Source organism: Bacteroides faecichinchillae JCM 17102, assembly GCF_000614145.1.
Classification (GTDB): domain Bacteria; phylum Bacteroidota; class Bacteroidia; order Bacteroidales; family Bacteroidaceae; genus Bacteroides; species Bacteroides faecichinchillae.
This window is the reverse complement of the sequence record NZ_BAKK01000009.1, coordinates 122845-147454: the sequence shown is the minus strand read 5'-3', so window position 1 is coordinate 147454 and position 24610 is coordinate 122845. Positions and strand designations below refer to the sequence as shown.

General features: G+C 40.6%; 15 protein-coding genes and 5 pseudogenes. 8 read left to right on the top strand and 12 right to left on the bottom strand.

Annotated elements, in window-relative coordinates; translation table 11 throughout:
• Positions 1-111 precede the first annotated feature (111 nt).
• Positions 112-993: a hypothetical protein gene (locus JCM17102_RS07040; RefSeq protein WP_025074566.1), complete on the top strand. Its 882-nt coding sequence runs from the start codon at positions 112-114 to the stop codon at positions 991-993.
• An 89-nt stretch (positions 994-1082) separates the two neighbouring features.
• Here the strand turns inward: JCM17102_RS07040 and JCM17102_RS07035 are convergent.
• The 8 genes and pseudogenes from JCM17102_RS07035 to tsaB all read right to left on the bottom strand — a co-directional run bounded on the left by JCM17102_RS07035 (position 1083) and on the right by tsaB (position 8637).
• Positions 1083-1720 (bottom strand): annotated as a pseudogene (locus tag JCM17102_RS07035) (glycoside hydrolase domain-containing protein).
• A 136-nt stretch (positions 1721-1856) separates the two neighbouring features.
• Positions 1857-3212 (bottom strand): RIP metalloprotease RseP, encoded by a 1356-nt coding sequence (gene rseP / locus JCM17102_RS07025; protein ID WP_025074563.1) that lies wholly within the window; start codon positions 3210-3212, stop codon positions 1857-1859.
• A 104-nt stretch (positions 3213-3316) separates the two neighbouring features.
• Positions 3317-4485, bottom strand: a pseudogene (locus JCM17102_RS26565) (1-deoxy-D-xylulose-5-phosphate reductoisomerase).
• Between the two features lie 42 nt (positions 4486-4527).
• Positions 4528-5388, bottom strand: a complete 861-nt coding sequence (locus tag JCM17102_RS07015; RefSeq protein ID WP_025074562.1) for a M23 family metallopeptidase — start codon at positions 5386-5388, stop codon at positions 4528-4530.
• Between the two features lie 44 nt (positions 5389-5432).
• Entirely contained in the window at positions 5433-5969 is a 537-nt protein-coding gene (rimM, locus tag JCM17102_RS07010; protein WP_025074561.1) for a ribosome maturation factor RimM, read from the bottom strand.
• On the bottom strand, positions 5966-7270 hold the full coding sequence (gene murA / locus JCM17102_RS07005; protein ID WP_025074560.1) for a UDP-N-acetylglucosamine 1-carboxyvinyltransferase: 1305 nt from the start codon (positions 7268-7270) through the stop codon (positions 5966-5968). Before murA ends, rimM begins: the two co-directional genes overlap by 4 nt.
• A 10-nt stretch (positions 7271-7280) precedes the next feature.
• Positions 7281-7895: a DUF4290 domain-containing protein gene (locus tag JCM17102_RS07000; RefSeq protein WP_025074559.1), complete on the bottom strand. Its 615-nt coding sequence runs from the start codon at positions 7893-7895 to the stop codon at positions 7281-7283.
• 52 nt (positions 7896-7947) lie between these two features.
• Entirely contained in the window at positions 7948-8637 is a 690-nt protein-coding gene (gene tsaB, locus JCM17102_RS06995; RefSeq protein WP_025074558.1) for a tRNA (adenosine(37)-N6)-threonylcarbamoyltransferase complex dimerization subunit type 1 TsaB, read from the bottom strand.
• A gap of 89 nt (positions 8638-8726) precedes the next feature.
• Between tsaB and JCM17102_RS06990 the strand changes: the two genes are divergently transcribed.
• From JCM17102_RS06990 to nadD, 3 genes are all read left to right on the top strand, one after another.
• A complete protein-coding gene (locus tag JCM17102_RS06990; protein WP_025074557.1) occupies positions 8727-9605 on the top strand; it encodes a YicC/YloC family endoribonuclease in 879 nt (292 codons plus the stop codon).
• Between the two features lie 84 nt (positions 9606-9689).
• Positions 9690-10256 (top strand): guanylate kinase, encoded by a 567-nt coding sequence (gene gmk / locus JCM17102_RS06985; protein ID WP_025074556.1) that lies wholly within the window; start codon positions 9690-9692, stop codon positions 10254-10256.
• Positions 10257-10438: 182 nt separating this feature from the next.
• Positions 10439-11035: a nicotinate (nicotinamide) nucleotide adenylyltransferase gene (gene nadD, locus JCM17102_RS06980; RefSeq protein ID WP_025074555.1), complete on the top strand. Its 597-nt coding sequence runs from the start codon at positions 10439-10441 to the stop codon at positions 11033-11035.
• Positions 11036-11089: 54 nt separating this feature from the next.
• Here the strand turns inward: nadD and JCM17102_RS06975 are convergent, their stop codons facing one another.
• Positions 11090-12118 carry a metallophosphoesterase gene (locus JCM17102_RS06975; RefSeq protein ID WP_025074554.1) on the bottom strand — a complete coding sequence of 343 codons (1029 nt, stop codon included), beginning with the start codon at positions 12116-12118 and terminating at the stop codon, positions 11090-11092.
• 93 nt (positions 12119-12211) lie between these two features.
• Here JCM17102_RS06975 and JCM17102_RS26560 point away from each other — a divergent pair.
• Positions 12212-13104, top strand: a pseudogene (locus tag JCM17102_RS26560) (1,4-dihydroxy-2-naphthoate polyprenyltransferase).
• Between the two features lie 234 nt (positions 13105-13338).
• Here JCM17102_RS26560 and rfbB read toward each other — a convergent pair.
• From rfbB to JCM17102_RS06955, 3 genes are all read right to left on the bottom strand, one after another.
• Entirely contained in the window at positions 13339-14475 is a 1137-nt protein-coding gene (gene rfbB, locus JCM17102_RS06965; RefSeq protein WP_025074553.1) for a dTDP-glucose 4,6-dehydratase, read from the bottom strand.
• A gap of 21 nt (positions 14476-14496) precedes the next feature.
• Positions 14497-15366, bottom strand: a complete 870-nt coding sequence (gene rfbA, locus JCM17102_RS06960; protein WP_025074552.1) for a glucose-1-phosphate thymidylyltransferase RfbA — start codon at positions 15364-15366, stop codon at positions 14497-14499.
• A 75-nt stretch (positions 15367-15441) separates the two neighbouring features.
• Positions 15442-15933: a metallophosphoesterase family protein gene (locus tag JCM17102_RS06955; RefSeq protein ID WP_025074551.1), complete on the bottom strand. Its 492-nt coding sequence runs from the start codon at positions 15931-15933 to the stop codon at positions 15442-15444.
• Between the two features lie 62 nt (positions 15934-15995).
• On the opposite strand from JCM17102_RS06955, the pseudogene JCM17102_RS26555 reads away from it, so the two are divergent.
• From JCM17102_RS26555 to JCM17102_RS26550, 3 genes and pseudogenes are all read left to right on the top strand, one after another.
• Positions 15996-18052, top strand: a pseudogene (locus JCM17102_RS26555) (RNA degradosome polyphosphate kinase).
• Positions 18053-18841: 789 nt separating this feature from the next.
• On the top strand, positions 18842-21094 hold the full coding sequence (locus JCM17102_RS06940) for an inorganic phosphate transporter (protein WP_025074549.1): 2253 nt from the start codon (positions 18842-18844) through the stop codon (positions 21092-21094).
• Between the two features lie 305 nt (positions 21095-21399).
• Positions 21400-24604: pseudogene (locus JCM17102_RS26550) on the top strand (SusC/RagA family TonB-linked outer membrane protein).
• The last annotated feature ends 6 nt before the right edge of the window (positions 24605-24610 follow it).

Genomic DNA, 24610 nt, shown 5'->3' with positions numbered 1-24610 from the left:
ATATTTCATGCTTTTGATATATTGAAATATTAATGTAATATTCATGCAACAGAAACATAATATAACAGTCATTCCTTTGCAACATAATTCAAAATTACGACAACCCAAATCATGGATGAACTGACAGAAGTATATAAAAGAATAGAGTACCTACGCAATAGCGGAGTGAAGATGAAAGAAATTGCTGATCGGGTGGACATGGCTCCAAGTGTATTGTCTGCTTTGTACTCCAGTGTTTTACCTGCTTATATCGATCTTTTGAAGACATGCACTCCGGATGATGCTCTGGATGAGGCATTGGCATTAGTTAATAATGTATCCAAGAAACGCTTATTAAATAATGTAAGCTCCATGAAATTGCTGCTTCTCGAAATGGAGCCTGAACATCAGAGCGAAGCAGATAGTGGAAACCCTCTGGCCAAATTACTCGTAATGGAAATGAAGGAATCTATACAGGATGTTTATAATTATAGTGGTATCTATCTTAGTTACAGTCTTTCCTCTTCGACGGACAGCCTGAAAATCGAGCCTTACATGATTAGTACTTCCGAAAACAGTGAGTATGTGAAGGTCGGTATGATTAATGCTTATAAATCCGTTCATTGGGGAGGCGGTATTATCAGCAATCATCAGAATTCATACCTAATGTTTAATGAAAGAGACTTACCTCAATTTGCCTTGGTCACTATTTATCTGCAACTCCCGCATTATGAATTCCCCAGTATGTTGAAAGGCTTGTATCTCTGCCTGGATTACAATCATAATCCAATAGCCCGACGGATCGTACTGGTGAAGCAATCAGACAGTACGGACATCAATGAATTTCTGAAGATGGAAGGCAAACTAGTTCCGAAAGGAGAACTGACACCGGAATTGGAAGTGTATTACAATTATACTTGCCAAGAAGGAGATTACATCAAAACCTGTACAGTACCTTCACCGAAACTAGATGAGACGGATTTGGAACGGGAGAAAAAGATGCTGAAAATATAGTAATTGAAAGTAAGAAACAACATCTTATGAATCAAGAGAATTTTTATAAGGAACAAGATTTAAAGTAATTGTAACCTTCTCGCCATTTACTATAGCCATACTCTATATAAAAAGTCAGACCTCTCCCCCTTGCCACCAGCATAATCTGCATGTGAAGCCGGAGATTCAAACGCATTCTTAGGTACTCCTTCATAGGCTTTTTCCAAATGATGAATGGGAATATCTTTCATGATAGCATCACCTATCATAGCAATTACATAGTCTCCTACCATTGCAGAAGTATAACTATTCCAATAAGGAAAAATACGTAACCATCCTCCCTGTTCATACTTCGAAACCAAAGAAGAGACCATATCTTTCCCTTTCTCAGGATCTATCAAATGTACCAAAGACATTAACACACGATAAGTATCCCATGCACTGAATTCATCATAGTACACAAAAGAAGGTTCACTGACTATCGAATCTTTTAAAGAAAAAGCAGGATGTGTCCCACCGACATCGCTATAGATTCTTGGTAAGATAGAGAACGGTATAGAGCACCGTAAAAGATCTTTTTATCAGCTTCATTTTCAGTCTCTACTGAAATAGACGACAGATGTTTATTCCAACGATTTTCGGTCGCAACACGTACCTTTTCAAAGTTCCAACCGGAGATCTCTACATCCAGATTGCTAGAGGCAACTTCCGAACCGATAAGAATCTCTGTAATAATAAGGAACAACACATTTATTCTCCGTCAATCGGGCATGCCTGCTCCGCCTTCATTGTAAAAGCAACTACCAGACACCCCAATAGTCCTATACAGCTATTTTTTATTTTGTTCATAGAGAATTAGACACTCACAATTGCTCCTTCAAAAGCTAGAAGAAGAACCTCAATATATCGTTAAAGTTCGCCCATATCAATAGTCCGAAGAGCAGGATCATTCCAGTCATCTGAGCATACTCCATAAACTTATCACTTGGTTTACGGCGTGCTATAATCTCATAAAAGAGGAAGAGTACGTGTCCTCCATCCAATGCAGGGATCGGAAGAATATTCATAAATGCAAGAATAATAGACAAGAAAGCTGTCATGTACCAGAACTGGTGCCAATCCCATGTAGCAGGGAAAATGCTACCGATCGTTCCGAAACCTCCCAACTGTTTCGCTCCTTCTTTTGAAAAGAGGTACTTCATGTTCCCTACATATCCTTTCAATGTTTTTACACCCAAAGCAGCTCCTGCCGGGAAAGACTCAAAGAAACCATATTCTTTCTTCACCATTGGCAGAAGACGTTCAGTTTCGATACAAGCATTTACGCCCATCAGGTAAGCTGTATCTACTTGCATGGTCAGATTATCTGTCACCCCACCACGTACATAAGTCAATGTGATCACGCGAGGATCAATGCTGTCTTTACGAAGTGCAGCTTCATTCTTTTTACGATCTGCCATTGCTTCTTTAAAGTCTGAATAAGAAATCGGTTTTCCATCCAGAGCAATAATACTATCTCCCGGTTGAACACCAGCAAGTGCAGCCGGAGAATTAACTCTTACACTATCTACTACATACGGAAAACGATAAGAAGCGAAACGGATACTATCCGTCATCAAACGTTGCATCATATCTTCGGGAATGTATACAGAAGCCTGCTTGCCGTCACGAAACACACTAACTTCACGAGCATCGGCAATCTGGCTCAACATATCGCCATCATAACGTACAAAAGGAACACCATCAGCAGACAATAGAATGTCTCCGTCTTTAAAGCCTACAGATTTAGCTGTTTCATTGAAATCCATACCAAGGGGAACATCCTGTACCTTAATATATTGGTCACCCCACGCAAAAAGGATCATTGAATAGATAAACAGTGCCAATAAGAAATTGAACAGCACACCGCCTACCATAATCAACAAACGTTGCCAAGCCGGTTTGGAACGGAATTCCCATGGCTTTTCCGGTTGCTTCATCTGTTCGGTATCCATAGACTCATCTATCATACCAGCAATCTTTACATAACCACCCAAAGGTAGCCATCCTATAGCATATTCAGTCTCACTCTTCTTGGGCTTGAACTTGAAGAGAGTAAACCAAGGGTCAAAGAATAAGCAGAATTTTTCTACACGCACCTTAAACAAACGGGCAAAAAGAAAATGCCCACCTTCGTGAATGATGACGAGCAGCGAAAGGCTCATAATCAATTGCAGGGCACGAATCAAAAATGTTTCCATATAATCACAATTTAAAGCCTCTTTCATCCTATCTCCCTAAAAGGAAGAACCTGAGGCTACTTTCAATTTATATTAATACTAATCTATTTCTCTAAAAATATATCTTATATCAAGCTTTTCGCAATTCTCCGCGCCTCCGCATCAGTTGCTACATAATCCTCATATGTTGGCGTAGATACAAAAGCTGTACGCTCCATTGTTTTCTCTATCACATCACTCATTCCGAGAAAACTAACACCATCCTTTAAAAAAGAAGCAACGACTACTTCATTGGCTGCGTTTACAATGCAAGGCATATTTCCTCCACGATACATCGCTTCATAGGCCAACGCCAAATTACGGAAACGTTCCGTATCAGGTTGTTCAAACGTCAGATTCGTACATTTTGTAAAATCGAGCCTGTCGAAAGAAGAAGGAATACGATCCGGATAAGAGAACGCATACTGAATAGGCAGACGCATGTCCGGCATGCCAAGTTGTGCTTTCACCGCACCGTCTTCGAATTGTACCATCGAGTGAATAACGGATTGTGGATGTACTACTACTTCTATCTGGCTGGGCTGCACACCAAACAACCATTTGGCTTCGATTACCTCAAAACCTTTGTTCATCATAGATGCTGAGTCGATTGTGATCTTAGCTCCCATTTCCCAGTTTGGGTGTTTCAAAGCTTGTGCCTTCGTCACAGATTTCAGTTGTTCCAATGTGCAAGTACGGAAAGGCCCCCCGAAGCTGTCAGTATTACTTTCTCAATCGGATTACCTACCTCTCCTGCTAAACACTGAAAGACAGCGGAGTGTTCGGAATCAACCGGTAAAATAGGAGTATGATATTGCTGTGCCAACTGATTAATCAGCTCTCCGGCTACAACCAATGTCTCTTTATTGGCCAATGCTATGGCTTTTCTTGCTCGAATCGCATTGATCGTTGGTTTAAGTCCTGCAAATCCTACCATAGCAGTCAGCACCATATCAACAGGTCCTGCCTCTACAATCTGACAAATAGCATCTGTACCCGCATATACTTTGATGGGAAGATCACTCAATGCTTCTTTTAACTGAAGATATTTCTCTTCGTTGGCTATCACTACCACTTCCGGTTGAAACTTCCTTGCCTGATCAATCAGTCGTTCCACCCGATTATTAGCTGTCAGTGCATAGGCTTCGTAAAAATCTGGATGTTCCTCAATTACCTGTAGCGCCTGTGTACCGATCGAACCGGTAGAGCCTAAAATTACTATTTGTTTTTTCTTTTTATTGTTCTCTATATTCATTATGATCAAATTCCTTTTTTTTCTTTTCATCATCCTCTCCACTTAATACACGATATATTTCTCCGAATTAACCGGACGACCTTTATACCAGAGTTCAAAGTGTAAGTGAGGACCTGTACTGAGTGTTCCGCTGTTCCCTACTAGAGCAATAGCTTCTCCTCCTTTTGCCCGTTCGCCTTCTTTCTTTAGCAGCGAACCGCAATGTTTGTAGACCGAAACAAAATCCTGATTATGCTGCACAGCTATCAGATAACCTGTTTCTGCTGTGTAAGTGCTCAAAATAACCGTTCCGTCCATTGTTGCCAACACACTTTCATTAGGGTTAGCCGCAATATCAGTTCCGAAATGTTTCTTCTCCGCATCGAAATGGTCAGAAACCATACCACGTGCCGGACGATAGAAAATTAATCCGTTTACATCTGGTTGAGAAGCACTTGATGTCAAATTATATTTTTCATTTTCTTCATATTGGCGACGGAATTCCTCTTCACGCTTAGTACGCTCCATCAACGTATCATGCCGGGCTTCCGTCAGTGAATCTAACGTTTGAACACTGTCGATCCGTACCTTTCCGCTAAATATATCCTGAATATTCATGATATAAAGATTCTGCTTGTCCAATACCTGCCGGAGAGAATCCACCCGTAGTGCATTATTCACAATCTGACTACGAACTTCACTATTCATATAACCGGGAAGATAATTACGCAAAGGAGTAAAAGCAATGATACTAGCAGCTATCAAAAAGAGCACTGCCAGTACACTCAGCAAAACAGAGAGACCGTTAAGCTTGGATACATGAAGCCCTACTATCTCTTCAAGTGTGTTCTCATTGGTTATTGTGAGTTTGTACTTGAACTTGAAATTATTCCAGAAAGCTTTACTTCGTCTTCTATTTGGCATTCCTCGGTTAATTACAAATTTCTAATTAGTTACTACAATCTATTTTAATCTTCTTCCAAATCATCTAAATTCAGCAATCCTTCAGGAAGCTCCACTGTGATAAGCTTCTTCTCCTGATCAATGCCTAAAATAAACTCTTCCTGCGCAGGAACCAGAAGTTCTTCTCCCTCCTGTTCGACAACAAAAAGAGTGTTCACTGTAGTGATATCTACATCCACGACTTCCCCCAGCAGTCCATGGTGAACATCTTCCATTCGGAAACCGATAAAAAAGTTCCACGACAATTCCCCGGCTTCTGCTTCATCTACGTGTTCTACCGGAAAATAAACATCAACATTGGTAAACATCCGGGCCCGTTCGGCAGTATCTACTCCTTCCAGCTTCACCAAAGCGGTAGAATCTGATCGAAAACGGTATTCTTCGATAAAGAAAGGCACGAAGATTCCATCGAGCTGACATACCAAATAATCGCAATCTGCACGATCGAAAATATCATCTGTGAAAGTAAATTGCAATTCACCATGTATGCCATGCGGTTTATTAAATATACCGATCCTATATACTTCTTCTTTCTTTATCATATACGAGTTATTCTTGCTCCGATTGCGTTCAGACGTCCTTCAATATTCTGATATCCGCGGTCTATCTGTTCGATGTTACTAATAGTGCTTGTTCCTTCCGCACTCATGGCGGCAATCAACAGGGCGATACCAGCACGAATATCCGGAGAAGTAAGACGGGCGCCACGCAGGGTAAAATCATGATTATGCCCAATGACAACAGCCCGGTGCGGATCACACAAGATAATCTGTGCTCCCATATCTATTAGTTTGTCCACAAAGAACAAACGACTTTCAAACATTTTCTGATGTATCAATACACTTCCTTTGGCCTGGGTAGCTACTACCAACAATACGCTCAGCAAGTCAGGCGTCAAACCCGGCCAAGGTGCATCGGCTATGGTCATAATTGAACCATCTATAAAAGATTCTATCTGATATGTTTCCTGAGCCGGGACATATATATCATCTCCTTTCTGCTCCAGTTTGATACCCAAACGACGAAAGCTTTCCGGGATAATCCCCAGATTCTCATTAGAAACATTTTTAATGGTAATTTCACTTTTGGTCATGGCTGCCATACCGATGAAACTGCCCACTTCAATCATATCGGGCAATACGGTATGTTGCGTTCCATGCAGTTCTTCTACACCTTCGATCGTAAGTAGATTAGAAGCAATGCCACTGATTTTTGCTCCCATTCGATTGAGCATGTGACAGAGTTGTTGCAAATAAGGTTCACAAGCTGCATTGTAGATAGTAGTCGTACCTTTAGCAAGCACAGCAGCCATCACAATATTGGCAGTTCCGGTAACGGAAGCTTCGTCCAACAGCATATAATTTCCTTGAAGTCGTTCTGCAGTTATTACATAAATACCACGTTCTTCATCATAATGGAAATCAGCTCCCAAGTTCTGAATGCCAACAAAGTGGGTATCCAAGCGTCTACGACCAATCTTATCACCCCCCGGCTTTGAAATTAGCGCTTTGCCAAAACGCGCTACCATCGGACCGATCAGCATAACCGAGCCACGAAGGCTTGAGCACTTTTTCAGGAATTCATCACTCTCCAGATAGGCCAAATCAACGTTCTTTGCTTTGAAGGTATAAGAATCAATGCTATTCTTTGCAACCGTTACTCCCATTTCCCGCACAAGCTGGATAAGGTTATTGACATCCAAAATGTCAGGTATATTGTTCACAGTTACTTCCTCTGCAGTCAGCAACGTGGCACAGATAATCTGCAAAACTTCGTTTTTAGCACCCTGAGGATAGATTTCCCCACTGAGCCGATGTCCTCCTTCGATTACAAATGAAGCCATATAATTCTGATTAATATCTTCTGCGTTGATTATTATTTCTGTTATTGTTATAATTTGCTTTCGGACGATAATTCTGACTCAGACGTTCTGCCATAAGACGAATAATATCATCTGTTAGTTGAAGCTTTCCACCCGAAAGTTCATTCAGGTCTTCTGCAATCTTACGTTCGTCCACTGTGTCTTTGTTCCAAGCCATGTAGTCTTTCTTCATGTGGTTACAAATCATTGCTACCAGGTTTCTTTTTTCATTTCCTTCCGGAAACTCACAGGCTTTCTTTATCAAGACTTCCAATGTATGCCCATAATGACGGTAGTGCATACGAACGTTAGGATAAGGTATCGGTTCCGGTTTAGTAACCAGATTATCCTTATGGATTATTTCGTATGGATAATCGATATCCAACTCAAAACCAGACATAATAGCCAAATGATCCCACAGTTTATGCTTGAAATCAGGAACATCACGCAGATGAGGAAACATATTCCCCATAATGTTGATAATTGTATTGGCACAACGCTGACGTTCGGCCCGATCCTGGATAGTCAGCGCATAATCCACCATATTTTGGATGCTACGTCCGTATTCGGGAAGCGGCATTCTCTTTTGTTGAGTATTGTATTGCATATCTTCAGTAGATAAGGAATTATTAATTATAAATAATGACATAAGAAAACAATTAAAGAAGTTTTTTGGGTAATGATGCAACAAACTCTTTCAAATAGAATGGTTCAAAATATGCAACATCCTTATAATCTTCCAATGCTATTGCTTTCTCAGCCAATGGATACATTACTTTTGCCAATGGATGAATATTTTCTATGAAATGTGCATTCGTGTGAGTGATTTTCTCACGACATTTCTCAGCTCCGTTACCAAAGAAGTAAACCGGATGTTCGTTTAGAAATTCAAGATATGAATTCTCATCTACGATGTCAGCCGCAATCTCACGTTTCACATTCAAAGCACGATCATAAATAGCTGCATATACTTCCATACGGCGGGCGTCAATCATTGGACAAAGCAGTGCATCTTCCGGCAGATCTTGCTGTAACAGTACCGGTACACAGAGAACCTCCAGAGTAGGAATGCCAATCAATGGAATGTTACGACCGTAGCAAATACCTTTTGCCATCGAAACCCCGATACGAAGCCCGGTATAAGAACCCGGTCCACAACTGACTGCAACTGCATCCAACGGTATGGCATGGTTATCGATAAATGATAACGCTTCGTCTACAAACACTCCTAAAGAGACGGCGTGTGAAGGGCCTTTCAAGTCTTCTTTCACAAAAATCGTCTGTCCGTCTTGACTGGCCGCTACCGAGCAAACAGAGGTAGAGGTTTCAATATTTAGTATACACGACATAAAAATGAGCTTATTAAATTGTGGCAAATTTACATGATTATTTCCAATTCTTAAAATAATCGTGTACTTTTGCACAAAACTTTAAGATTATGATACAGTCAATGACAGGATATGGCAAAGCTACTGCCGAACTTCCTGATAAAAAGATAAACGTAGAAATCAAGTCGCTCAATAGCAAAGCTATGGACCTCTTCACCCGCATAGCCCCTATTTATCGTGAAAAAGAGATTGAAATCCGCAATGAGATTTCCAAAATACTGGAGCGTGGAAAGGTTGATTTCAGCTTGTGGATAGAGAAAAAGGAAGGTACGGAAGGAGCGACTCCTATCAATCAAACATTGTTAGAAGGTTACTACAAACAAATCCAGAACATTTCTGAAAATCTTGGTATCCCTGTTCCGACAGACTGGTTTCAGACATTACTCCGCCTACCGGATGTTATGACAAAAACAGAGATTCAAGAGCTGACTGAAGAAGAATGGAAAATGGTACATGTGGCTGTATTGGAAGCTATCAATAATCTTGTAGAGTTCCGTAAGCAGGAAGGCGCTGCATTGGAAAAGAAATTCCGCGAGAAAATCACTAATATCACTCATTTGCTCGAAACAGTGACTCCTTACGAAAAAGAACGTGTAACAAGAGTAAAAGAACGTATCACCGATGCACTTGAAAAAACTTTAAGTGTGGACTACGACAAGAACCGATTGGAACAAGAATTAATCTACTACATCGAAAAGCTCGATGTCAATGAAGAGAAGCAACGCCTCAATAACCACTTAAAATACTTTATCAGCACCATGGAAAATGGTAACGGTCAGGGCAAGAAACTAGGATTCATCGCTCAGGAAATGGGACGTGAAATCAATACACTTGGTAGCAAATCCAACCATGCCGAAATGCAAAAGATCGTCGTGCAAATGAAAGATGAATTGGAACAAATTAAAGAACAAGTATTGAACGTTATGTAAAAATAAAGAGTGAAAAATTTCTACGTAACATTACAAATAGCACAGCAATTCTTCATTCTTCATTCTTAATTCTTTATTTTTATTATGAATGGTAAATTAATCATCTTTTCTGCTCCGTCAGGTTCAGGAAAGTCTACTATCATCAATTATCTATTAACGCAGGATTTGAATCTTGCTTTCTCTATTTCTGCCACTAGCCGCGCTCCGCGCGGAACAGAGAAACATGGAGTTGAATATTTCTTTCTTACTCCTGAAGAGTTTCGTTATCGTATAGAGAATAATGAGTTTTTGGAATATGAAGAAGTATATACAGACCGCTATTATGGGACATTGAAGTCTCAGGTAGAAAAGCAATTGGAAAAAGGACAAAACGTTATTTTTGACGTGGATGTAGTAGGCGGATGCAATATCAAGAAATTCTATGGTGACCGGGCTCTGTCTGTTTTTATTCAGCCGCCTTCTGTTGAAGAGTTACGTTGTCGACTGGAAGGTAGAGGTACGGATAATCCGGAAGTAATTGAAAGTCGTATAGCTAAAGCTGAATTTGAGTTGAGTTTTGCTCCCAAATTCGATAAGGTCATTATCAATGACGATTTGGAAACAGCTAAAGTGGAAGCTCTGAAAGTAATCAAAGAGTTTTTGGAGAAATAGATAAAAATAAAGGAAAATGGCAAAGAAGTATCCTAGAAAGACAATTGTAAACATGACGATTCTATGTGCTGCCACAGGTATTGTAAGCCTGAGTTCTGGTATATTTTCTTCTTTTATGAGAAGTGGATCTTTGCCGTTATTCTACTGTTAATAACCCTCAGACAAGCCATTGTTTTCCCTAAATGGATAAAGTTACTAAATTAAAAACCGGAATATTCAGCGGGTCATTCAATCCGATTCATATCGGGCACTTAGCTATAGCTAATTACCTTTGCGAATATGAGGGACTGGATGAAATATGGTTTTTAGTAAGCCCACAAAACCCTCTAAAGGCACATTCAGAACTATGGAGTGACGAACTACGCCTTAAATTAGTAGAACTGGCTGTTGAAGATTATCCACGTTTCCATGCTTCTGATTTCGAATTTCATTTACCTCGTCCATCATACAGTATTCACACATTAGATAAGTTACATGCTACTTATCCCGAACGGGAATTCTATTTCATTATCGGTGCCGATAATTGGACACGTTTCGATCGTTGGTATCAATCCGAACGGATCATCAAAGAAAATCAGCTGCTCATTTATCCACGTCCGGGTTACCCTATAGAAAAAAGGGAACTTCCGAAAACTGTACGTCTCGTTCATTCACCTGTATTTGAGATCAGTTCCACTTTTATCCGCCAAGCACTTTCCGAAGGAAAAGATGTCCGTTACTTCGTTCATCCAAGAGTTTGGAATTACTTGGCTATGCATACAAAAGATGAATTACTGTAGTCATAAGATTGATTACTCTATTGCGTTATCCATCACCCCTTTTTCATAAACTGACTATTTCTTCTGTGTACTGTGAAGAGTTATCATTATTATCTCTGCAGGAGCACCGATACGGATAGGTAACTGTGAAGTTCCGATACCATTTGTTACGATCAGTGGTATCTGATCTGAGTTATAAGCCAATCCTGTAAGAAAACGCATACCATAATGAGAGTTCTGTATCGGAGCTTTACCAAATATGCGTACTTGTCCACCATGAGTATGTCCCACCAAAGCAAGATCCGTATTAGCTACCGACACATCTTCCACATAGTCCGGAGTATGCACCAGAAGAATAACAAAGTCTTTAGGTGAAAGCGCCAATGTTGGAGACACCCCATTCTTTGTCCTATTAAAAGGATCACGCACACCAGCAATCAATATCTGCTGACCGCCTTTGCGTAGAGTATCTACTTTATGCTCCAATACATGCATTCCATAATATTCCATCGTACGGATGATCTCGTCATGACAACGTTCATAATCATTATTTCCCATCACACCGTATGTTCCCATCGGAGTTTTCACCTCCGAGAGTGCAGCGAACAAGGGTTCCACATGTTCACATCCTTCCTGATAATCCCCTCCCATCAACAGCACATCTGCTTTTTGCTTATTCAACAAACGGACAAGATTGCGCAATGCAGTCTGCCTAAACAAACTTTTATAATGCAAGTCAGAAATAAAAGCAATACGAAATCCGTCAAATGCTTCAGGAATATCATCGTTTATAAAATCATAATACATCACACGCTCTATACCGGAATAATCTGTACCCAAGTCTAATGCAGAATAGGATATTTTTATTCCAGGTACCGTTTCATCAGAAAAGATTTTTGCTTTGCGTTCCTTTTCAATTTCTTCACCCAGATCATTGACTTCCGAATGCTTGGAAGGAACATGGGTATCTTTCTTTAATGGGGTAACGGTATCTATAGTCAAAGTAGAGGCAGATGAACTTGCTATCATATTTTTCTTCGACTTACAAGAGACGAAAGCAAATAACACCCCCAATAATAAGAAAGGATAAAACTTCTTCTTCATAGTCTTTTAATATAATGAAAGTACAAAGATAAAAAAATTCATGTACCTTTGTCCGTCAAAGCATTTAATTATACAGAGATAAACAATAATAGAATGGAAAAAGTTAAACGGAATTCGCTACATGCTTGGATATTGGCAGCACGTCCCAAAACACTGACAGGAGCCATTACTCCTGTCATGGTAGGTACAGCACTTGCTACAATGGATGGACATTTTCAATGGCTTCCTGCTCTTATTTGTTGCCTGTTTGCAAGCTTCATGCAGATTGCGGCCAATTTCATCAATGACCTTTTCGATTATCTCAAAGGCACTGACCGAGAAGACCGACTTGGTCCGGAACGTGCCTGTGCACAAGGGTGGATTTCAGCAGGAGCCATGCGGACAGGAATCATTATCACCGTAGTACTTGCCTGTCTTATCGGCAGCGTACTGCTATTCTATGCCGGATGGGAATTGGTACTCGTAGGATTGCTCTGTGTACTTTTTGCTTTTCTCTACACTACTGGTCCTTATCCTTATCTTATAATGGCTGGGGAGATGTTCTAGTTATCGTCTTTTTCGGTTTCGTACCTGTAGGCGGGACTTATTACGTACAAACATTGACGTGGACACCGGATGTTACCATTACCTCTCTGATTTGCGGATTACTGATCGATACATTATTAGTAGTAAACAATTATCGCGACCGCGAAGCAGACGCACAAAGCGGTAAACAGACTGTTATCGTTCGCTTTGGAGAGCATTTTGGGCAATACCTTTACTTTATATTAGGATTGTCTGCCTCCCTACTCTGCTTTTGGTTTCTTATCGAAGGGCATATGTTTGCTGCCCTTCTACCGCAGTTCTATCTAATTCCTCATATCATCACATGGAAACGAATGATACAAATTCATAACGGTAAAAAATTAAACAGCATATTAGGCGAAACTTCGCGTAATATGCTGTTATTCGGTATTCTTTTATCAATTGGAATGCTGATAAGCTAAATCAAACACACCATTTATCCAACTCTAGTACTTCTTTCATAGCAATCTTGTACTTCATTCAGACTACTCTTGTACATCAATCTATCTATTCAAGTACATCTTTCGGGAAGTTCTTGTACATCTATTAAACAATACTTGTAGATGAAGACTTATGAAGTACAAGATCACATTATTTAATTTGATTCAGCCTAAATTTGTTAGGACTAGGCTGAATATTCCAAGTAATCTCCGGAATTATTTCCCGTACATTTTTTCGTAGTATCCCTGATAATCGCCACTGGTCACTTCATCGACCCAAGCCTGATTATTCAGATACCATTCGATAGTCTTCACAATACCAACCTCAAATTTCGTTTCCGGATACCACCCCAAAGCGTTTGTGATCTTAGTTGGGTCAATAGCGTAACGTTGGTCGTGTCCCAAACGATCCTTAACAAAGGTAATCAAATCTTCGTTTATCCAATCGATTGTAATTTCTCCCTTTTCGTCTTTTACTTTTTTCTTCAAGACCTGACGATATTCGGGATGTTCTTCCATCAATCGGTGGATCGTTGCAATGGTTAGCTTCACGATTTCAAGATTTGTTTTTTCGTTATGTCCACCTACGTTGTATGCTTCACCTTCTTTACCTTCACGTACCACGAGATCGATTGCCTTACAATGATCCTCTACGTAAAGCCAGTCACGCACATTGCTGCCATCACCGTAAACAGGCAAATGTTTACCTTCAAGAATATTCTTGATAATTAGTGGAATCAGTTTCTCCGGGAAGTGATAAGGACCGTAGTTATTAGAACAACGGGTAATTGTTACCGGCATTTTATAAGTATCGTGATAAGCCATCACTACCATATCAGCACTTGTTTTGGATGCACTGTAAGGGCTGTGAGGACAAAGCGGAGTTGTTTCAGTAAAGTAACCTTCTGTTCCAAGAGAACCATATACTTCGTCTGTAGATACCTGATGATAACGTACGCCTTTCCTCCAGGTAGGATATCCTTGTTCATCCTTACCCATCACCCATGCACGACGAGCGCAATCCAACAGATTTTGAGTACCGAGAATATTAGTTATCAAGAACAATTGAGGATTTTCAATGCTACGGTCTACATGACTTTCAGCAGCGAAATTCACTACATAATCAAAACGGTATTCAGCAAAAAGACGATCTACCACTTCGCGATTACAGATATCGCCTTTTATAAAAAAACAACGTTCGTTATCAATATCTTTTGCAATAGTACCCAGATTACCTGCATATGTTAAAGCATCCAGGACAATCACTTTTATGTCACTGTGTTTAGCTAGAATATACTTTATATAATTGGCGCCAATAAATCCAGCAGCACCGGTCACTAAATAAGTTTTCATATATAATTCTTTATGTTGATTTTAGGATTGTTTTGCCAGTTCTATAAGGTACTTACCGTATTCCGTCTTTTCAAGTTGTTGTCCTAACACAAATAGTTGCTCTGATGAAATCCATCCCTGACGCCAAGCTATTTCTTCGATACAGCTGACATAGAAACCCTGACGATTCTGAATGGTTGCCACAAAATTGGAAGCTTCCAATAAGCTGTCACAGTTTCCTGTATCAAGCCATGCAAATCCACGTCCAAATAGTTCTACCTTCAATGTGCCCTCTTCCAGATAGAGACGGTTCAGATCCGTTATCTCATATTCTCCACGCGCCGAAGGTCGGAGTGCAGCAGCTTTTGCAGTTACAGTAGCGTCGTAGAAGTAAAGTCCAGGAACAGCATAGTTACTTTTCGGATGTACCGGTTTTTCTTCCAGAGACATCACTTTTCCCTGTTCGTCAAATTCCACCACACCATAAGCGCGAGGATCTTTCACATAATAGCCGAAAATACATGCACCTTTTGTTATGCTGGCAGCACGGCGAAGCATAGCAGAAAATCCCTGACCGTAAAACATATTATCGCCCAAGATAAGGCAACCCGGTTCTCCGTTCAGAAAATCGGCCCCAAGTACAAAAGCCTGCGCCAAGCCGTTAGGTTTCTCCTGAATTTTATAAGAAAACGACATTCCTAGTTCTTCACCTGTCCCCAACAAATCGCGGAACATAGGAAGATCACGCGGGGTAGAGATAATCAATACTTCACGTATTCCAGCCAACATCAGTGTAGATAGCGGATAATAAATCATCGGCTTGTCATACACAGGCATTATTTGCTTGGAAATCGCTTTAGAAAGCGGATAGAGACGCGTAGCACTCCCTCCTGCCAGAATAATTCCTTTCATCTTCGTCTGAGTTATTCGTTACTGCGTGCAAAGGTCGGAAAGAAATCTGACGTGGCAAAATTTTAAAATCATTTTTCACCCGGCCAATTCAATAACTTCCAAGTCTTTGAAGGCTCCCTGATCAATGACAAAGCGCACCAATGTCCGTACTTTATGAAAACCGGATATCCCGGCAGCTCCCGGATTAATATGTAACATATTTAATGTTTTATCATATTTTACCTTTAATATATGGGAATGTCCGCTAATAAACAATTTTGGTGGACGCGTCATCAGACTCCCAATGATAGAGGAATCATATTTTCCCGGATAACCTCCAATATGCTTCATCAGTATTTCCGCCCCATCTACGGTAAAACGGTTTACTTGTGGAAATAGTTTCCTAATCTCCTGACCATCAATATTCCCATAAACGGCACGAAACGGACGAAACTCGATGAGTTTCTCCGCTACTTCCAGAGAACCGATATCTCCCGCATGCCAGATTTCGTCACAGGGTTCGAAATATTCCAAATATTTTTCATCCCAATAAGCGTGAGTATCTGATAATAATCCTATTCTTGTCATAAAATCTTTTGTTTAATTCCACAAAGATAGTATATTTGGAGGAAATCTTGACTTTGAAGCGCATGGAAAACAAGTATAATTATTTTAAACGGGACATTAGTTGGCTATCGTTCAATTACCGAGTATTACTGGAAGCCCGCGACGAACATCTGCCACTGTACGAACGAATAAATTTTATCTCTATCTACTCTGCCAATTTGGAAGAGTTCTATAAAATTCGTGTGGCGGACCACAAAGCAGTGGCATCCGGCGCAACGGAAAGTGATGAAGAAAGTGTGCAGTCGGCACGAGAACTAGTGGAAGAAATAAACCGGGAAGTTACCCGCCAGTTAGACGATCGTGTGCGTATCTACGAAGAAATGATACTGCCGGCCCTAAAAAAGAATCATATCATTTTTTACCAAAGCAGACATGTGGAACCGTTCCATCAGAAATTTATCAAAGACTTCTTCCGGGAAGAAATCTTTCCGTACCTGCAACCTGTTCCCGTCTCAAAAGATAAGATTATCTCTTTTTTACGGGATAATCGGCTCTATCTCGCCATACGGTTATACCCCAAGGAGGGAGGAAAGCCGCTTTATTTCGTAATGAAGCAACCCTATGCTAAGGTCCCCCGGTTTATCGAACTTCCGGCACACGAAGGAAACCATTATCTGATATTTGTTGAAGACATCATCAAGGCAAACCTCGGACTTATTTTCCCTGGTTATGAAGTAGATTCCAGTTATAGCATCAAGATTTCCCGTGATGCCGATATTCTCATTGACGACACGACCAACGGCGCCGACCTCGTAAAACAATTAAAGCAGAAAGTGAAAAAGCGTAAGATTGGAGATGTCTGCCGATTTGTTTATGACCGTTCTATGCCACAAGACTTTCTCGAATTCCTGATGGATGCTTTCCATATCCATCGTGACGAGCTTGTCCCTGGAGACAAGCACCTGAACTTGGAAGATTTGCGTCATCTGCCTAATCCGAACAAGTCGCTCCGTCCTATTGAGAAGCCGAAGCCGATGAGACTAACTTGTCTTGATGAAAAGGAGTCAATCTTCAATTATGTTGCTAAGAAGGACTTGTTATTATACTATCCTTATCATTCTTTCGACCATTTCATTCATTTTCTTTACGAAGCAGTGCACAATCCTGAAACACGAGAAATCATGGTTACCCAATATCGGGTAGCGGAAAACTCCGCTGTCATTAACACACTGATAGCTGCCGCGCAGAACGGTAAGAAAGTAACTGTTTTTGTAGAACTTAAAGCCCGTTTTGATGAAGAAAACAACCTGGCAACTGCTGAAATGATGCAAGCAGCAGGCATCAAGATTATTTATAGTATTCCCGGACTGAAGGTGCACGCCAAAGTAGCTCTTGTACGACGCCGCGGGTTTAATGGGGAAAAGGTTCCCAGTTACGCATACATCAGTACGGGTAACTTCAATGAAAAAACTGCCACGCTTTATGCAGACTGCGGGTTATTCACTTGTCGGAAAGAAATCGTGAATGACCTGTATAACCTCTTCCGCACGCTACAAGGAAAAGAAAATCCGAAATTCAATACGTTGCTGGTTGCCCGCTTTAACCTGATTCCGGAACTAAACCAGCTCATTGACCGGGAAATCTCTCTTGCCGAACAAGGAAAAGAAGGACGAATCATTTTGAAAATGAACGCACTTCAAGACCCAACTATGATCGACCGACTTTATGAAGCCTCTGAACGGGGGGTAAAAATCGACCTGATTGTCCGAGGTATTTGCTGCCTCATCCGGGACTGCCTTACAGTCGTAACATTCGTGTAACACGCATTGTTGATAGTTTTCTGGAACATGCCCGTATCTGGTATTTTGGAAACAATGGTAATCCCGATCTCTTCATGGGTTCTCCTGACTGGATGAGACGTAACTTATATCGCCGAATTGAAGCTGTCACCCCTATTCTTGATCCCGATTTAAAAAGTGATTTAATAGAATTACTACATATCCAACTGAGAGATAATCAAAAGGCCTGTTGGGTGGACGGCCAATTGAATAATGTTTTCAAAAAAAGACCTGCCGGAAAAGCTGCTATCAGAGCACAATATTACTTTTATGACTGGCTGAACAAGCAGACAACAGTTTAATGAGATTTCGGGCAGATAAGTAAAATAAAATGTAGAAAAGCCAAATAACGAGCAAGAGCTAGAGGGTGCCAATCTTAAAAACGGCACATTCTGGCTCTTCTGCCTATTATTTCTCAGCTTTTCTTAGTGTTTAGGGCAAAAATGCGAGAGATTCGAATTATTCATCGATCATTTTGACAGACAAAATCCATTCTTTACACAAAATCGTAACGTTATTCATCAAATACACAACAAGCCAATACGCCTTTTGATTATTTCGCATGATATTATCTTTTCCAACAAGTATAAAAAAGAAAGCCAGGAAGCTAATAAAAGTACACATTTCAGCTCTGTTAAGAAGGAAGGCGAGATTGGTTTTAAAGGAAGGCGAGGTTGGTTTTAAAGGAAGGCGAGGTTGGTCGGCGAGCAAGGTGAGGTTCCTTTAAAAGGAACTTCGCCTCACATACAAAGTAACTACCATTTAAGTCAGATAAAACAGTATATTATTTGCAAACAAATACAATTACAAACAAGAAATATGTATATTCTTGCAACAAAGTATACATAATTCGCTCTATAATCATCTTTTATATCCTACTACTCCCTCTTATATTCTTAAAAACAGAACATCTTCATCTTTCATTTATATATCCCATCCGAAAGAAATCTCTCACAAGTCTCTCCTTCCATTCGTCCTGTATAATACCTTTACCAGACACTTTCAGCTTGTAACACAAATGTAACACATACGACATTTCACTGCAACGTCAAAATCAGACTTTTGCACTCAGAAATAACATACACATTTTTATGGAGACAATTTACTTATGCATTATCATTTTCCTCTTCGTACTTGCAGTCTTCGACCTGATCGTCGGTGTGAGTAACGATGCGGTAAACTTTCTAAATTCAGCAGTAGGAGCAAAAGCCGCTTCATTCAAAACTATCTTATTCATTGCCGGTATAGGTATTTTCATCGGAGCTTCACTATCTAATGGAATGATGGACATCGCCCGACACGGTATCTACCAACCGGAACATTTCTATTTTGCGGAAATTATGTGCATATTGCTTGCCGTTATGCTAACCGACGTCGTACTACTGGATGTATTCAATTCAATGGGAATGCCTACCTCTACCACCGTATCCTTGGTATTTGAACTTCTTGGAGGAACCTTTGCACTTTCATTGATTAAAGTAAATGCCGACAACACACTCAGTCTGGGGCAACTTATCAATACTGACAAAGCACTCTCCGTCATCATGGCAATCTTCGTATCTGTTGCAATCGCTTTCTTTTTTGGTATGGTGGTACAATGGATTGCCCGCGTAGTCTTTACTTTCAATTATACCCAAAAAATCAAATATAGAATCGGGCTGTTCGGAGGTATCGCCGCTACTTCCATCATCTACTTTATGCTTATTAAAGGTTTGAAGGACAGTTCCTTCATGACACCCGAAAATAAATTGTGGATACAAGAGAATACTCTGATGCTAATCTTCATACTATTCGTGTTTTTCACTATCCTGATGCAAGTACTTCATTGGCTGAAAGTCAATGTATTTAAAATAGTAGTACTGATGGGAACTTTTGCCCTCGCCCTTGCTTTTGCCGGTAATGACTTGGTAAATTTTATCGGTGTACCTTTAGCCGGTTACTCCTCTTTTATTGATTTTACAATGAATGGAAACGGTACTACTCCCGACAGCTTCCTGATGACATCCTTACTCGGTCCGGCAAAAACACCCTGGTATTTCCTGATCGGTGCCGGAGCCATTATGGTATATGCCTTATGCACCTCAAAAAAAGCACATGCCGTTATAAAAACCTCTGTCGATCTCTCCCGTCAGGATGAAGGAGAAGAGAACTTCGGAAGTACACCAATCGCCCGTACCATGGTCCGTATAAGTATGACCCTTGCTAACACAATATCACGCATCACACCAGAAGGTACTAAGAAATGGCTCGATACCCGTTTCCGCAAAGATGAAGCTATCATTGCTGACGGAGCAGCTTTCGACTTAGTCCGGGCCTCCGTAAACTTAGTACTTGCTGGGTTACTTATTGCCTTGGGAACCTCCTTGAAATTGCCGCTTTCTACTACTTACGTAACCTTCATGGTTGCCATGGGTACCTCGCTCGCCGACCGTGCCTGGGGACGTGACTCAGCCGTTTACCGTATTACTGGCGTATTAAGTGTTATCGGAGGATGGTTCATCACAGCCGGCGCAGCCTTTACCATCTGTTTCTTTGTAACGATGGTATTGCATTATGGAGGAAATATATCTATCATTGTCCTGATTGGTATTGCTGTCTTTATTCTAATACGTAGCCAAATAATGTATAAGAAACGTAAAGCAAAAGAACAAGCTAACGAGACATTAAAACAACTGATGCAAACTACCGACGAAGAAGAAGCTTTGCAATTAATGCGCCAACATACCCGTGAGGAACTAGCCAAGGTATTAGAATATGCAGAAACCAACTTCGAATTAACTGTGAATTCATTTATCCACGAAAACCTGAGAGGGCTACGGCGTTCTATGGGAGCTACCAAATTCGAAAAACAACTCATCAAACAGATGAAACGTACGGGAACAGTTGCCATGTGTCGCCTTGACAACACGACTGTTCTTGAAAAAGGACTTTATTATTATCAAGGAAATGACTTTGCCAGTGAACTAGTTTACAGTATCGCCCGTCTCAGCGAACCTTGTTTGGAACATATCGATAATAATTTCAACCCGCTGGATGCTATTCAGAAAGGTGAATTCAGCGACGTAGCAGAAGATATCACCTATTTGATTCAACAATGCCGCAAGAGATTGGAAAACAATGACTATAACGATATGGAAGAAGTAATTCGTCGTGCCAACGACCTGAACGGCCAACTTTCTCATCTGAAACGTCAGGAGTTACAACGTATCCAAAGTCAGACAGGTAGTATACGTGTAAGCATGGTTTATCTCACTATGGTTCAGGAAGCACAAAACGTGGTAACTTACACTATCAACCTAATGAAGGTAAGTCGCAAATTCCAGATGGAAACGGAGATGCCATAACAAAAAGATACAGCCTCTCTTTTTATACCTTCCTTGATAAAGAGATGTGGACAAACCAGCCAATAATACTTTTTTAAACTATTATTTTTTATTTATTAAATTGCATAAATATTAAGCCTGCATTCAAAATGTCATAAAAATAACCACTCTACTTTAAATTTATTCATTGTAAGCAAACAATTCTAACGTAAAAGATGTTGTCTCAGCATAAAGGTCAGCACAGAGTTTAGTTATCAATGAGAATTAATACTTAGTTAGAAAGCAAACAACAGTTTTTATAAGTTAAATTAAAGAGAGAGAGTTTTATGAAAGAGAAATTATTATTAACGTTGGCCTGCCTTTTTGTAAGTGTAGGTATAATGACAGCGCAAACGTCGAAAGTAACAGGAGTTGTTACTTCTGCGGAAGACGGATTACCCGTTGTAGGTGCATCAATATTGGTAGCTGGAACTACACAAGGAACAATCACCGATATTGACGGCAAGTTTACTATCTCAGGAGTTCCCGCCACAGCCAAAACCCTTCATGTGTCTTACATGGGGATGGCCCCACAAGATGTTAGCATCAAAGATGGAGTATTGAAAATCGTACTTAAATCGGATGCAAAGGCATTGGACGAAGTGGTAGTAACTGCTATGGGTATCAAGAGAAGTGAAAAGATTTTGGGATATGCTTCTTCTACTGTGAAGAACGATGACTTGATCGCAGCTAAATCCGGTTCGGTAATGGCAGGGCTTTCAGGAAAAGTAGCCGGACTTAATATTTCTAATTCCGGTACAGCTGGTAGTTCACAGAAAGTAATCGTTCGTGCTACTCTTCTTTCGCCAACAATCAACCATTGTATGTAATCGACGGAGTTCCGATATCCAACAATACCAGCTTGTCTAATGATAAAGGCAACGGAGTGATCGAGGCAAATGACGCTGTAGACTTTGGTAACGGTGCAAATGATATTAATCCGGAGGATGTAGAATCAGTAACCATACTAAAAGGTGCCTCGGCAACTGCACTTTATGGTTCACGTGCTGCTAATGGAGTTATTATGATTACAACTAAACGTGCGAAACAAGAGAAGTTGACCGTTTCGTATGATGGATCGTTCATGGCCTCCAACGTATTACGTGTTCCACAAGATCAGGATAAGTTTGGTCAAGGTTGGGGCACTTGGGACAGAAGTGAAAACGGTTCATGGGGACCTGCACTCGATGGAAGAATGAATGAATGGGGTTCGTACAACCTCGATCCTCAGATGAAAAAACATTATTCATTCATAAAAGACAACTTACGTAACTTTTACACTACAGGATTCGAAATGAACAATAATATAAGCATTCGGACCGGTACTGAAAAAGTAGGTTTATTCCTTTCTTATGGAAACACCACCTCAAATGGTATCCTGCCGAATAATGCCGATAAATATGAGCGTAACACGTTCTCCCTTCGTGGTAACATGAAATTCGATAAGTTCAGTGCAGACGTTAATGTCAGCTATATTCGTAAGGATATGACCAAAGCCGCCGCAGGGCAAGGGAAAGCCGGTGCTACCATGCAACAGGAACTAATTCAACATCCGGTAGACATTGACTACTCAGTCATGAAAGATTTCAATGACATTCGTTATGATGGTAATAACTATTACACTTGGTATGCACAAAATCCTTATTGGGTACTTGCTAACAACAAGAATAACTACCAAGATGACCGTATCTATGGTAAACTGGAACTTGCTTATGAAGTAATGCCCGGTCTTAAAGCAGTAGCCGTCTCGGTGGCGACTTTACCAACTCCCGCCAGAAACTACGTACAGCCAAATTGACTTATGCGGAAAACTCTTACAGTGCAGATGGAGGTAAATCAGATGAAAGAGGTACGTATACAGAACGTTCTGACAACTACGACCAATTAGACGCTACCCTCTTCATGAATGCCAACTACAACATCGGTGAGGATATCACTTTAGGAGGTACTCTTGGTTGGAACCTCAACCAGCGGAAATCTTCTTACCTGAAATCTTACCTTGATGGTTTATTCATGGCTGGTTGGTACAACCTTGAAAATGGTATCGACAAACCACTCAGCACTAACTATCGTGAATTACGCAGAACAATCGGAGCATTTGGTCAGGTGGAGTTCGGATACAAAAACTTCTGGTTTGTCAATCTTTCAGGACGTAACGACTGGTCGTCTACATTGCCGATTCATGCAAACAGCTTTTTCTACGGTGGCATCAACACTTCAGTGATTCTGACGGATATGATTCCTTCTCTGAAAAATAACATTGTGAACTACCTGAAAGTACGTGCAGCCTGGGGACAAACTGGTAATGATGCCAATGTCTACCGGACAATGCCTTATTTCGTACCGACTCAGATATCAACAGGTTTCGGATATATCTATACTCCATTGAATGGTGCATTGGGCCTAACAGAATATAACCGTCAGGCAAACAACCATCTGAAACCGGAAAAGACTTCCGAATGGGAATTGGGAATAACAACTAATTTTATTGACAACCGAATCAACATCGACTTTGCTTACTACAATAAGCTGACCAAAGACCAAATTATAGCAGCAAACGTCGCTCCGGAAACTCGTTACACTACGGCAACTCGTAATGTGGGGAAGATTTCCAATAAAGGTATCGAGTTGTCAGTAAACCTGACACCAATTCGTAACAAGGATATCCAATGGGATCTCGGTGTCACATTCAGTAAAAACTGGAGTAAAGTAAAAGAACTCTGGAATGAAGGTGATACTCCTGTAACGGAATATGTACTGCAAACAGCGTACAGCGCCAACTTCGTAGCCAAGGTGGGCGAACCTCTCGGTATATTCCAAGTCCCAGCCATTGCTACTGTACAGGACCCAAATAGTCCTTATTACGGAAAAGTGATCGTAGATGCAAACGGCATTCCGACAACGAGTAACAGTGAAATGAAAACTATCGGTTCTTCAGCTCCTGATTTCAACATGGGATTCAATACACGTATCACGTACAAAGGTTTCACTCTCTCGGCAGTAGCCGATTGGCGCAAAGGAGGATATATGTATTCTTACACAGCGCAGTTGATGCACTTCGTCGGTAACACCACACGCTCAGTGTTCAATAACCGTGAACCGTTTGTTGTTCCGAACTCTGTAATGGCCTTACCCAATGGCGGATATGCCGAAAATAATAATCCGGTAACCAGCGACAACATGAGTAACTTTTATAGTGACGCTTATTCCAGAAGTCAGTTCGAGAATTTTGTTATCCCGAAAGGCTATGTGAAACTGAGAGAATTAGTACTATCATACTCATTCCCCAAAGTATTGATTTCTAAACTGGGTATTCAACAACTCGACTTGAGCTTCATTGGACGTAACCTTTTTATGTGGACTCCGAAAGCTAACAACTATGTCGATCCGGAAATCACCAACTTCGGTAACGATATCCTGTCGGAAATCGGTGAATTCGCTTCACTTCCTTCTACACGTAACATAGGAGGAGGTATCAAAATTGTATTCTAAAAAATG